Below are 12164 nucleotides of genomic sequence, written 5' to 3'. Positions count from 1 at the left end.
ACGAACAGTCGCGTCGCTCGCGTCACTGGTGGGGGCCTTTCGTTGTGTCCGTGTGGATGTGATTGGAATTGGAATCGGTGTCCAGGGAGCGGTGGTAGTCCCGGCCCCATGTCAGCAGCACCTCGTGGGCGTAGGTGCGGTCGTTCAAACGCCGCAGCTCATGAGCGAAGACGCCGTAGTCCAGCGCGATCGCATGAGCCCGTAGTTGGCTGATCAACCCGCGCAGCAGGATCAACCGGGCATCGTGGTTCCCGGCGGTACCGACCGCGTGGAAGCGGCGGCGTACCGCTTCGGGCGAGGTGCGGTCACCGAGGAGGCGCATCGCGGCCCCGAAACCCGCGCCGTGCCGGTGCATCCGATCGCGTTTGGATTGCTGATGCCACGCGTACAAGGTGATCGCGTCATGGGCGGCCTGCTCCCACGACGTGGCCGCGCCCTCACGTTCGACGGCGGTGAGCACGCTCGGATCGGTGAGGATGTCCGGGAGCCCGCCAAGGGTGGGCTCATACAGCTCGGGCAGGCTCCCCGCGGGCCGGCCGACACCGCGCCGCAGTCTCGCCAACGTCGCTACCGCGGTGGAGATGTCCATGCTGTACTGAGCTTGGATCGTGGAGACTCGCTGTGTCACAAACTCTTTCAGCGCCAGGTCGCGATCGCGATAGCTCGATGGCTTGCCTTCGGCGATGCCGGTGCTCACGCGGGGATCTCCTTCTTGTCGACAGACTCGGTGTACGCGGCGGGGAGCAGTTCCCGCAGGCGTGCCCGGAACCAGATCTGGGCACGGCTGGCGTCGATATAGGTGCCGTTGCTCTCACGGCCGACCCATGCCGGTGCGCCCGCCGATGCGACGAGCCCGTCGCCGATCGACTCGATCACCTCACGCACCACGCACTGCCATCGCTCACCACAGACGACCAATTCCGTGTCAGGGCTCAGATCGACAAGCCATCGCCGATAAGGAAGATCAAGCGCGAAATAGCCACGCTCACTGGCACGTTCACGCGCGCCGTCTCCTTCCCCACCCGTCGCGACCGCGAGATTGCTCGCCAGCGAGCCCAGCGCGGAGACTGCTGCGTGCGCTGTTTGTGCCGCCCCGATCGCCGCATAGCGTATGGCGGGGTCCGAGGCCAGCAGCGCGGCGCGAAAGCCGATGGTGTCATCGACGACATCGCCCACGACGGACTGGTTGTTGACGTATTCCATGCCCACCGCGTGCAGGTGTATCGGATGGGCGGGGTCGAGCGCGTCCTCGTCGAGAAGATAGGACACCCATTCCAACACCCCGGGCGCGATGGCCCGCTCGTCGATGCGTGAGGTGACCGCGACCTGCTCGATCAGCGCGGCCAGCCCACGCCATAACGCTTTGCGCGGGTTGTGGGAGAGCGGATAGTGCCGGGTGTGTCCGGCTTTCTTGGTTTGGGTCGTGCTCAACCGCCAGGCGGTCATCGGTTCGAGCCGGTGCCGGTTGAACGGTTCCAGAGCGTCCCCGTTGCACAGCACCACGCCGGTGACATGAGAACCGTTGTGCACCAACTTTATTCGGCGACTCTGCCACGTACACAGATCCGCCGGACCGACCGGGACGCGACTGGGGTCGACCTGCGCGCGATCGGGTGCCCGCTCCCAGGCTGGTAGATCGTCCGTGGCGAAACGTTCGCTATTGGGATCGAGTAGGACGAGGTTCAACAGCAGCGTTTCGCGCAAGGTGGCCCCTTCGAGGAAGACTCCGCCCAGATTTCCCGTCCACCCGAGCCCGATGGGATATCCCTTACCTGCTTTGACTCGACGGTCACCGACCGCGCCGGTTTTGATGCCCGAGGGGTCGAAGGCGTGTGCGTGCACGAGCCATCGCGCCGCTTCGGCGAACTCCAACAGATCGATCCCCGCACCCGCGCGGGTGGTGAAGTACTTCTCCCCGTTCGGCACATCAGCGATTACCCGCTCCAACGAACTGACCTTGCCGTTGACCGCCTGTAGGTCGGCGACCTGAAAGAACGGGGATTGGGAATCGAACAGATCGAACCGATCCGCATGGTCGTTCAAGTACGCGTCGATCTCGTCTGTGGGTAGCGTGCCGCTGTCCCACAGCTCTTGCCACACCCGCGCGGCTGGACCGGCGCGACCTGCGATGGCGCGACGCATCACCGCCAGCAGGAGCCGCAGAATCGCGAATGCCTGAGTCGGCAATTCCCCTGCCAGAGAAGATAATTCGTGGGAGTTGGCGAATACGGTGCGCAATGACTCCTGGCGAGTTCTGCCTTCGAGGTCCAAGGCCTCGATCCACCGATCACGAATCAGGCTGAACTCCGGGTCGCTCACCGGTCCCAGCCCCACGGACCCGGACTGCCGACGAACCAGCCTCGTTCAGTACCTGCTGTGCGCGACCGCGCGGCACGAATAGCTCTTTCTTGCAAAGGTTCATCCCCTGAGTGCGATTGTGAGTCCCCTGCCGACGGAGCATACGAGCAGGCACCGACAAAGACGTCGTGCTACCAATAGCCTTCTGCCCCAACGGGTTGCCCGGCCGCACCTCGACCCCTCCCCCGCCCGTGCGGGGATCAGCTGATACGTGATGTCAGGACACACATCTCAACTGGGGTCATCCCGGATCTGCCGGGAAAGGTTCGTACACAACAGAACTCATGTGCCCATCGTCGTCGAGTTCCGAAGCCCAATGCGGTGCCGACACAGAATGGAATATTTGAGATGTATGAGCCAGAAGCATCTCGGGCAGTATGTTTAGCTGCCGGGTTGCTTACCCAAGCCGGCCCGATGACGGTTCTGCGCTTTCGCGGGACGTTCGGTGCCGCATCTCGGCGATTTCCGGACTCGCACGTCCGCACTCGTTCCCGCCACGACATGGCCGCGGCGGGATCGCTCGATGAATGCTGACAACGCAACGTCCCCGGCGTGTCGACACGAGGGTGTGCGGGGATACCGGGATCCAGATAGGTGATTACGGCCGTACGGGCTCGATCGTCAGTCCGAGGCGGTCGTCGTATCGGAGGCGGTAGCCGCTCAGTTCCGTGCACCCGGACTCGTCGAGTTCGAGTACGAGTTCACCGGCCAACCACGGCGACTGCTGCCAGCCGGGGTAGTAGGTGTTTTCGAGTGTGGTGATCGTGGTGCTCATTCGCCCGTATTTCGTCAGCGATGGGGGCAGACGGATCGTGCAGGCGGCCAACGCTTTAGCCATCGCCGAGGACGGTGGGCCCTCGGTCGGGATCAACTGGCCACCATGGTCAGGCACCACATCCAGCACGTAAACCCCGTCCCGGCGACGCTGCACGACGATCGCCTCGATGCTGTCCTCGGCGTCACGAACCTGGGCTTGACCCCCGACACCCTCGATGTCATTGCTGGCTTCGGCGATCAACCAGCCCCGCAAGTTCGTGCGTTCGCCATACGGTCTTCCGAGCAGGTAGTCCTGGGCACAGTGTTGCTGCTTTGCCACAAACGCATCCCACGATAGGTCGGCCTCGGCTACCGCCTGCTCCCAGCCCGGCGGAGCGAGGAACGAGTCGGAATAGGCGGCGGCGACCAAGTTCGGGACATCGGACGGGATATGGATCACGCCATCGCCGTGCCGGGTGAGTACCGCTGCGGCCCTGAGCAGTCGCGCCGCCCCGTACACCGCGGTCGAACCCTTCACCGGCGCCGGTACCACCGCGCCGACATCGATGACTCCTCGAATCAGGCATCGAGGCTCAGCGACCAGGGCGGGTCGCTTCTTCCGGGCGTGCCTGTGCAGGCGTCCGATTCGCTGGAGCAGCAGATCGATCGGCGCGAGATCGGTGATGAGGATATCGAGATCGATGTCGAGGGATTGCTCGATCACCTGCGTTCCCACCAAGACACACCGCTTGGGTCGGTCAGCTTTGGTCGGCGGACCCAACAATGCGCGCAGCCGATCCTCCAAACCCGCACGATGAGTGGACACGAAACGCGAATGCACCAGCAACAGTTCCTCGTTCGGGAAGGCATCATGGTTGAGCAGTGCGGAGAACACCTGCTGGGCGCGCGTCACCGTATTGCACACCACCCCAGCGACCCCACCCTGCGACAGCGCCTCCACGAGGGTGGCAATCACAACCTCGAGATCGTCCTTCAGCAACTCCGCCCGCACATCCAGTTCTCGACCCGAGGCCGCCACGCTGCCCGGCGCCGCCGTGGTCGGCCACACTGTCACACTTGGATAGCCGCGTGGTGGATCGATCACATCGACCACTGCTCCATCGCGGGCACCTCGTTGATACGCATCGAGCAGCGAACCTCGTTGCGCCGGAGGCAAAGTCGCCGACATCAGCACCACCGGCACACCATAGGCACCCAACCATTCCAGACACCGCGTCAGATAGGTCGACATGTAGGCATCGGCGGCATGGACTTCGTCGATCACCACCACTTTGTTCGCCAACCCCAGGTGACGAAGCATCACATGACGGGACTTGAGCGCACCTCGCAATACCTGATCGATCGTGCCGACCACGATGTTCGCCAACGGCCCCTTCTTCCCCACGAACCACGAATGCGCGACCACGCCACTGTCCGCGCAATCGACACCGATCGAGGCAAACCCCTTGTGCCGCAACTCGTTGAACGTGGCATTCAGCGCGGCCTTACCGTGGGCGAGGAACATGCTCCCCGCCGCGCCGGGCAGTCGATCCACCCACTCGTGCACACGCTCGAACATCGCGTTCGAGGTCGCCATCGTCGGCAACGCCACAAACACCCCACCGAGCCCGAAACGCCCCGCCAACACCTCCGCGGCCAGTAACGCGGCTTCTGTTTTGCCCTCCCCCATCGGAGCCTCGACAATCATCAAACCGGGTTCCGGCATCTGCTCGGCCAGCCGCAAACATTCCTGTTGCAGGGGACGAATCCGTGCACCGGCAGGCAAATCGAACCGGGACTCGAACAACTCCACCCCGCCCACGGTCGCCGACGGACGCCACGGATCCGGCAACCCCAACTGCGACCACGCTTGGGCCGCAAAGGAATCCGAGACACGGCTACTGTCCAACGGGAACAGGTCCTGATTGCTCGCGATCCAATCCGACACAATCACCGCCGCGGTCAACAACACCTGGGCCCGCAACGGCAACCGAACCTTTCGCCAGTCCGGCAGACGACCCAACGCGCCCACCGATTCGGTGATGTGAAGCAGTAACTCCTCACGGCTGCGTTCCCACGCCCCGACACCCAATAGCGCATGCAGACTCGGTGCCGCCCTGGACTCCAGGCTGGACGGTGGACGACCGTGATGGCCTCCAATGACGATCGAGTACGACTGGGCGACCTTGGGCGACCACCCGTGGTTCACAAGAAATGCTTCAAGTGCCACTTGCCCGGCCAACCCATGCGGCAGATCCCGCCGGTTCGCGGGAATCGACCGAATCTCCAAGCCGTACAAGTGCATTCGGTCAGCCAACACTGGTACCTGGCATGCAAACGCCGGTGACAACTTGCCGACATCGTGCACCCCCGCCAACCATCGCAGCAGAACCCGTCCGTCCTCTAACCCATCGGGCAACCCAGCCGATATCAGATCCTTGGTCCGAGCAGGAAGCCACCGATCCCAGACCAACCCTGCCACCGCCGCTGAATCAGCCAAATGCCTGACCAAGGACAAGCTACCGCCCTCACTGTCACTCTTGGCCCACGCAGACAACGTCGCATTCGAAAGCGTTGCAATAGACGACAATTCCCCTCCAAACCGACACCAAGCGCCAGCATCAATGAGACACCACGGCACCGACACATCACGCCGCCATTCAGCCCTATATCACTCGGCCACCGTGAAGGAATGACCGCTGTCAAACGAGGCGGGCACCTTGTCGACCGAGTCCTATCGGGAACTGATGCCCGCGCGTACGGGGAGCACTTCGCCAAGCCTTCGGCGGAAGTCTTGTACTCGGGCTCATCCCCGCGCGTGCGGGGAGCACCCATCGATGACGATGCCGAATTCGATGCGCCAGGGCTCATCCCCGCGCGTGCGGGGAGCACTCGAGCAGTCCGACTTGGATGTAGCTGGGCACAGGCTCATCCCCGCGCGTGCGGGGAGCACCGGAGCCGGTGACCAGGAAACACCCGACGCGAGGGCTCATTCCCGCGCGTGCGGGGAGCACCGGTAGCACCAGTCCCGAGCTGCCCTGCGGGAGGCTCATCCCGCGCGTGCGGGGAGCACCCGCGTCACGGTCTGGGCCGACGGGCGCGACCGGGCTCATCCCCGCGCGTGCGGGGAGCACGGGTCATCGCAACCACGTCTCAGGATCGCGGCGGGCTCATCCCCGCGCGTGCGGGGAGCACACTTCCGCTCGGTCCCACCGCGTATCCCTTGTTGGCTCATCCCCGCGCGTGCGGGGAGCACGGGGTCGATGCCGTGGCGCGCCATCGCCTGCAGGGCTCATCCCCGCGCGTGCGGGGAGCACCCGGGCCGCTGGTGAATCATTCATCTGAAGTTGGGCTCATCCCCGCGCGTGCGGGGAGCACGACCTGGCTCTCACCATCGGGTTCGGGATGCTGGGCTCATCCCCGCGCGTGCGGGGAGCACTGAGCGGGTACTCGGTGCGTCTTCAGCGCGGTGGGCTCATCCCCGCGCGTGCGGGGAGCACACTTCTTGACCTGCATACCTTCAGCTCAAAGTGGCGTTTCGCATTCACTTTTCGAACGCCCGAGCGCACATCGCATACGAACTCCTACGGACGTAATTGAATCATTGGCTGAGAGTCCAATACTCAGTGCCCAGCGGGGTGAGGGCAAGCTTCCGCTGCCGGGCAGCGTGGGTGAGGGCAGCGCCCAGCCGGCGCAGGCCCAGTCGCCCTGGGTTCACCATGTGGATGTGTCTTTGATCGATCCGCGGCCGTAGTCGTCTTCCTCGTCGAGTTGGCGCTGCTGTTCGAGGCGTCGAGCTTCCACACTGGCGGAGTTCGCGTTCGTGTAGGTCGATACGGCCTCGAAGGTCGAATCGGCCCGCAACTCCCGCAACGCCTCGTCGACCTTGGGGCGCTTGTCTTCCACCGCGGCCCGATAGGCGGCCATGATGACAGCTTCCTCGTCGACCGTCACCGACAGCAGGCGATCTTCGGCATCGACGATCACACGGATTCCGTTGACGACACCCACTCCTCGTATCTGTTCGAGAGCGTGCTGAGCGCGCTGCACCTTCCCACCCAGAGAGTCGGAATTATTGTGTTTCAAGGCTATTCACCGCAGGGTCGGTCGGATTGACGACATGCTGACCAGGGGCCGATGTCATTTCGGTTGTTCGGTGGCCGGTGGGACAGAGCTGGTGGATATGGTGCCGGTCGCGGGCAACCGGCACCCGGTTTCGCTGCTGATACCTCGGGTGCTCAGCCACAGCACGGTGCCGTTGTCGCCGTAGAAACGGGCGTCGCGATCACCGGGCTTCTCGGTAGTCGGTAGCGGATCACTGTGGGTGGCACCGAGATCGGCGGCGAGCTGGCGAGCCTTGTCCCGCACCTGCGGCCACACCGCGTCGGGGATGCCACCATGAGTGGGGTCGCCGCCCTGGGTGATGTAGTTGGGCAGGTCGAGCTTTTTGCCGGCGGTCTGATCGTAGGGGGCATCACACGCCCGCGGCTGCCGCTCGGTACGCGTCCACGTCCATGTCATCCCCGGGACCAGCGAACTGGCATAGGCGGCAAGATCTTCCACCGCGCGAGTCACGCGAGCCTGGGTGTCTTCGAGGGTGGGCCGGGACTGGAGTTCCTTTGCAGCTTGCGCTGTTTCGGTATCGCCGGTCTTCTTGTACGGGTTGTCGTCCACGGAATTACATCCTGTCGTCATCGCGACCACCGCGGCCGTGAGCGCCGCGGCGATACCCATCCGAGAGATGCTCAGGGTCATGGCTTCTTCACCACCTGATCGGGGAGACCGGCGACCACCATCGCGGTATTCCAGCCGGAGGTGCGGAGTTGGCCGTTGCCGCCGGTGCGAGGGTAGTCCGCGTGTTGAGAGGCCCCGTCACGGTTGACTCCGTCCAAGGTGGTGTGCGCGGCGGTTTCCAGATGAGTGAATCCGGGCAGCGCTTGTGGATTGGGGCCGTACCGAGGGGTTTTCGCGACGAGATCGTCGCCGCCGGTCATCTCATAGCGGTGACCGTCGGGCACCTCCAGCCGTGATACTTGCGCGTCACCGCTGGCGGGCCAGTACGAATGCTTGTAGGGCAGATCGAGTCCGGGCGAACCGAACACGACGAGATCGTCGACACCCTGGTGGCCGGATTCCTGCAGCGCGAGCCCGGTCATCACCGAACCGTAGGAATGTCCGATCGCGGTCAGATGCACTGTGCTGTCGTCGTGGGAGGCGCGCACGCCGTCGTAGAACGAGGCCAGCTTCGGTGCGCCTTCCTTGGCCAGACCGTCGCCAGCCACGTGCGACAGGCCGCCCCAACTGCCGGGGTCGGTGATCTCGCCCTGCGGCAGATCCGATCCGATCCACGCGATCTGCACGACCTTCTGTCCCTTCTTGGGATCGGTGGGATCGAGCTTGTCGAGCCTGTTCTCGGCCAAGGTCTTCACGTTGTAGCCCTCGGTGACCATGCTGCCGAGCGAGTCGTGGACATTGCCGTTGAGCCCGGGGCTCGACACCGACACGTTGGCCGCGGTGTCGGGATTACCCGTTGAGATCGCAGCGTGGGCCATCTTGCCTGTCTGGGTGTCCATCAACATCAGCATCGCATCCGGGTTGTCCTTCAACGTCTTCTGAATCGCCTGCAGATCGGCCAGCTTGTCCTTGACCGCTGGGTCTCCGTTCTGTGCGCGGGTCAACTCGTCGTCGAGTTTTTCCCGGTTGTAGTGGTCACGATCGACCGAGGGCAACCCGTCACGGTTTCCGATGTACTGGTCCTTTGCGTACAGCGCGTCCTTCTCCGCCGGTGTCAGCGTCTCCCAGAACTCATGCAGCTTCTTCGGATCGGTCGGCAACGACGACTTACCGTCCAGGATCGATTGCACTTCCGAACGGACCGGTTCACCATCAGGCTTGCTCTCATAGCCGCTCAAGGTTTGCAGATCGGTCGAGATGGCGGTGGCCGCCGCGGTTTCCCCATCGCCGAACTGCGTCAACAGCGCTTTGATCCGGCTCTCGTATCCGGATGCCTGACCGTCGAGCATCTGCTGAGTCAGCGCTGTCGTCGCCGAGTTCGACCCGTCGGCCCCCGACGGCACCGTCGGCGCGTGCACCGTGCCGTCATCGTCAACGGTCATGCCCGAACCAGTCATCTCGACATCGAGAATCCGCAGCAACGCGGTGCGCGTATCACCCAGCGTAACGCCGTAGCTGTTGTAGTGATCAGCGATCCCGACGATCGTGGTCGCAAGGTGATTGCTGTGCAGCTTGTGGGCCATCGCCCGTTCCGACGCAGCCGCAGCGGCGTCACCCTTCCAGCTGTTCATGGCCTTGTCGACCGACGCCTCCATCGCGTCGACCTTCGCCACGAAGGTATCGTTCTGCTTCACCAGGTCGGTCGCGAAATCGAGCATCGACTGCGGGTTGCACCCACGGACGTGACTGATCGTGGTCAACGCATACCTTCACCGCGCGAATACTTGTCAAGCTGGTCAGCGTTGGCCTTGTCCATATCCTCATAGGTTCCCGACGCGGACTTCGCACGCTCACCCAACGTCTGGATCTGACCTTGAACCAACCCGAATGCCTTCGCCACCGCGTCACCGACCTGGGTCGATACCTCCCCGACCTCGGATCCAGGCATTGTCACTACCGTGGTGACCTTGAGTTTGCCGATGTCCTCGGCTTGGCCACCGAGTTCGGTCGCCAGCCCACGTAGCGTTTGTAGGTCGACAGCAAGAATGTCAGCCACCGCTCAACCCCCTGGAATAATCCGCGGTACAAACCTCCAGCGCACCCTAACATGCTGTTTGCGGCCAAGTTTTCTGTCGAGACCCGCAGCCGGGAATAAGCAGCTGGCATCCGTCATCTCGAACAGTTGACCGAGATCGAGATACTCCAGCTTGTCTGGCTGATACACACCTGGCACGCCAATCCCTGATGGAAGCCGCTCGACAGAGTCACGAACCGACTGAACGAGGCAATGAGTCGGCCGACCTGCCTTTTGCGGTGCCGGAACCCGAAGGGGGAAACCAGATGTCGGCTCGCGCCTGAATAGAACGCGCGATCGTGCCCGAGTCCATGACGCCCGGAACCAAGCGCAAAGTCGCGCTGTTCCTCTACCTCCCCGACGAGGGGTATCGGGCCCAGCGCTGGCGACGACGCGTGCTGGGCTCGCGCGAGCACAGCACCGCTATGTGCAGGTCTGGTAACTGAGCCCCACCCATCTGATTCTGCTGGCCGGGGTCCTCGCGGACTCCTACGGAGTGGTCAAGATTCGCCTGAAATCCTGATCGAGGTGGACCGATGCGACACCAAATACCGTGACGCGAAAGCCACCTCGGTGTGGGAATGCGTCTGTTCCTGCGCCGGTGAGCATCACGGGGGCTACGGCATCCGCAGCAACTGGTACCAGAGCGCGCCGTCCGCCCCACACAAACCGGCCAGCTCGATATCTCGCAGCCCGAACAATCCCCGACTACCGAGGCACCGATCCCGTGCTCATTCCCGCCCGACTGCTACCCCTGCAACAGGGTTGCTGATCCCGGTCACGCCTGTTGCGCGGCAAAACGCCTACACATAGGTACCTCACGCGAGGTATCCTGGAGGGAATATGGGCTACTACTGGACACAGAAGGCGCGGACCATGGCCGCCGCGCTGGGACTCACCCCGGCAGATGTGACCGACGTTCTCTACAGCGCGGCGAAACTCATCATGCCCGGCACCGACGCCGGAAAACCGGTCCTGCTGCTCTGGGGCCGCACCAGCGCCGGACGGCCGGTAATCATCGCCCTACGACCTGATGACGACGACGAAGACGAAGACACCGCCATCGTCGACTACCTGATCCGCAGCGTCTACGACATGCGCGCCTACGAACTCGGAATCTTCACCGAATGGGAGAACAACCAATGAGCACCGACAACGAAACCCGTATCGACGCACTCACTTTCGACCCGGCCAACACCCTACCGGCTGAGAACTTCCCCGGACCAGGCGATGCTCCCGCCGAACCCATGGTCAAGCGATCGGTGAAATGGTCGCTCGCGACCGACGACGCGATCAAGGCCACCGCCGAGCGCAAAGGCATCACGGCCTCGGAACTGATCCGCCAGTACATCGAAATGGGTCTCGCCGCCGAGAACCCCGGCCTGGTCGTCGACCTCGCCGATGTCCTGCGCGTCCTGCACACCGTCGCACACCCACCCGCCGCCTAAGTGGGCACCCGGTTCGCACACCGGGCCCACGACTCACGGGTCGCAGCCTGCTCAGGGCTGCACCAACGCCGCCCAGTTATTCGATGAGATCACCGCCCGCGGCTACCGAGGTCAGCAGAACCTCGTCCGGAACATATCTGCGGGCGCTCCGTTCAACCGCTCACATCCCGGCGCCCGCACCAATCCACCCGCAGTCCGCCGAGTCACCGCTTGGATTATGACCGATCCCGCTCGCATCGACACCGATGACCAACGCAGTCTCGACTCGATTCTTGCGGCAATTCCCGAACTCACCTCCCGGGCAGGCCACGTTCGCGACTTCGCCACAATCATGCGTGAGCTTCGCGGCCGGGAGCTCGAAAGATGGATGGCCGCAGTCGATTCCGACGATCAGCCCGCTCTGCACCCCTTCGTTCGCGGCCTACGAGGTGACCAGGACGCGGTCACCGCCGGACTCACTTTGCCCTGGAGCAGCGGAACTGTCGAGGGGCACGTCAACCGCATCAAGATGCTCAAGCGGCAGATGTTCGGTCGCGCGAAACCGGATCTGCTATGCAAGCGAATCCTGTTGAGCAACTGAACGACACGACGCGCCGCTCACGAAACATGGGCCAGAATCAGTACTCAACCGGACGCGACACTCATTCCCGCGCGTGCGGGCAGCACGTGGTCAAAATGGCCCCCTCTCCCCTGGTGCAGGGCTCAGCTCATCGCCGTGCGTACGGGGAGCACGAGGCGCGGCCCGCAAAAGGCCGATGTTCCGCGGGCTCATCCCCGCGCGCGGGGAGCACGTCCACCACGGCGACACCATCGATCGGGCCATGGGCTCATCCCCGCGCGTGCGGGGAGCACCA

The 12164-nt window shown here is 63.7% G+C and carries 10 protein-coding genes and 2 CRISPR repeat arrays (1 of these 12 cut by a window edge); of the genes, 3 read left to right on the top strand and 7 right to left on the bottom strand.

Features of this window, described 5'->3' with window-relative positions:
• Positions 1 to 22: 22 nt before the first annotated feature.
• The 7 genes from casB to AB0L82_RS35575 all read right to left on the bottom strand — a co-directional run bounded on the left by casB (position 23) and on the right by AB0L82_RS35575 (position 9844).
• On the bottom strand, positions 23 to 697 hold the full coding sequence (gene casB, locus AB0L82_RS35605; protein WP_364646812.1) for a type I-E CRISPR-associated protein Cse2/CasB: 675 nt from the start codon (positions 695 to 697) through the stop codon (positions 23 to 25).
• On the bottom strand, positions 694 to 2319 hold the full coding sequence (gene casA / locus AB0L82_RS35600; protein WP_364646809.1) for a type I-E CRISPR-associated protein Cse1/CasA: 1626 nt from the start codon (positions 2317 to 2319) through the stop codon (positions 694 to 696). Before casA ends, casB begins: the two co-directional genes overlap by 4 nt.
• Before the next feature lie 637 nt (positions 2320 to 2956).
• On the bottom strand, positions 2957 to 5755 hold the full coding sequence (gene cas3, locus AB0L82_RS35595; RefSeq protein ID WP_364647073.1) for a CRISPR-associated helicase Cas3': 2799 nt from the start codon (positions 5753 to 5755) through the stop codon (positions 2957 to 2959).
• 100 nt (positions 5756 to 5855) lie between these two features.
• Positions 5856 to 6614: direct repeats of the CRISPR family, unit length 29 nt; unit sequence GGGCTCATCCCCGCGCGTGCGGGGAGCAC.
• Positions 6615 to 6828: 214 nt separating this feature from the next.
• Positions 6829 to 7101, bottom strand: a complete 273-nt coding sequence (locus tag AB0L82_RS35590; protein WP_364646806.1) for a hypothetical protein — start codon at positions 7099 to 7101, stop codon at positions 6829 to 6831.
• Positions 7102 to 7254: 153 nt separating this feature from the next.
• A complete protein-coding gene (locus AB0L82_RS35585; RefSeq protein ID WP_364646803.1) occupies positions 7255 to 7869 on the bottom strand; it encodes an LppA family lipoprotein in 615 nt (204 codons plus the stop codon).
• Positions 7866 to 9461, bottom strand: a complete 1596-nt coding sequence (locus AB0L82_RS35580; RefSeq protein ID WP_364646800.1) for an alpha/beta hydrolase — start codon at positions 9459 to 9461, stop codon at positions 7866 to 7868. Before AB0L82_RS35580 ends, AB0L82_RS35585 begins: the two co-directional genes overlap by 4 nt.
• 83 nt (positions 9462 to 9544) lie before the next feature.
• The gene (locus AB0L82_RS35575) at positions 9545 to 9844 is read right to left on the bottom strand and encodes a type VII secretion target (RefSeq protein ID WP_364646797.1); all 300 of its coding nucleotides are present in this window, start codon (positions 9842 to 9844) and stop codon (positions 9545 to 9547) included.
• 861 nt (positions 9845 to 10705) lie between these two features.
• On the opposite strand from AB0L82_RS35575, the gene AB0L82_RS35570 reads away from it, so the two are divergent.
• The 3 genes from AB0L82_RS35570 (at position 10706) to AB0L82_RS35560 (ending at position 11890) form a co-directional block, all read left to right on the top strand.
• Positions 10706 to 11008 carry a hypothetical protein gene (locus tag AB0L82_RS35570; protein ID WP_364646794.1) on the top strand — a complete coding sequence of 101 codons (303 nt, stop codon included), beginning with the start codon at positions 10706 to 10708 and terminating at the stop codon, positions 11006 to 11008.
• Complete coding sequence (locus AB0L82_RS35565; protein WP_364646791.1) at positions 11005 to 11310, top strand: hypothetical protein; 306 nt, start codon at positions 11005 to 11007, stop codon at positions 11308 to 11310. The genes AB0L82_RS35570 and AB0L82_RS35565 overlap by 4 nt, the downstream gene beginning before the upstream one ends.
• 217 nt (positions 11311 to 11527) lie before the next feature.
• Positions 11528 to 11890, top strand: coding sequence for a transposase (locus tag AB0L82_RS35560; RefSeq protein ID WP_364646789.1), 363 nt, complete (start codon positions 11528 to 11530; stop codon positions 11888 to 11890).
• A 57-nt stretch (positions 11891 to 11947) separates the two neighbouring features.
• A CRISPR array of direct repeats spans positions 11948 to 12164; the repeat unit is 28 nt; unit sequence GGCTCATCCCCGCGCGTGCGGGGAGCAC (it continues 795 nt past the right edge of the window).

The organism is Nocardia sp. NPDC052001 (assembly GCF_040680615.1).
Taxonomy (GTDB): Bacteria; Actinomycetota; Actinomycetes; order Mycobacteriales; family Mycobacteriaceae; genus Nocardia.
The sequence above is the reverse complement of the archived record's forward strand: the minus strand, read 5'-3'. Positions and strand labels throughout refer to the sequence as shown.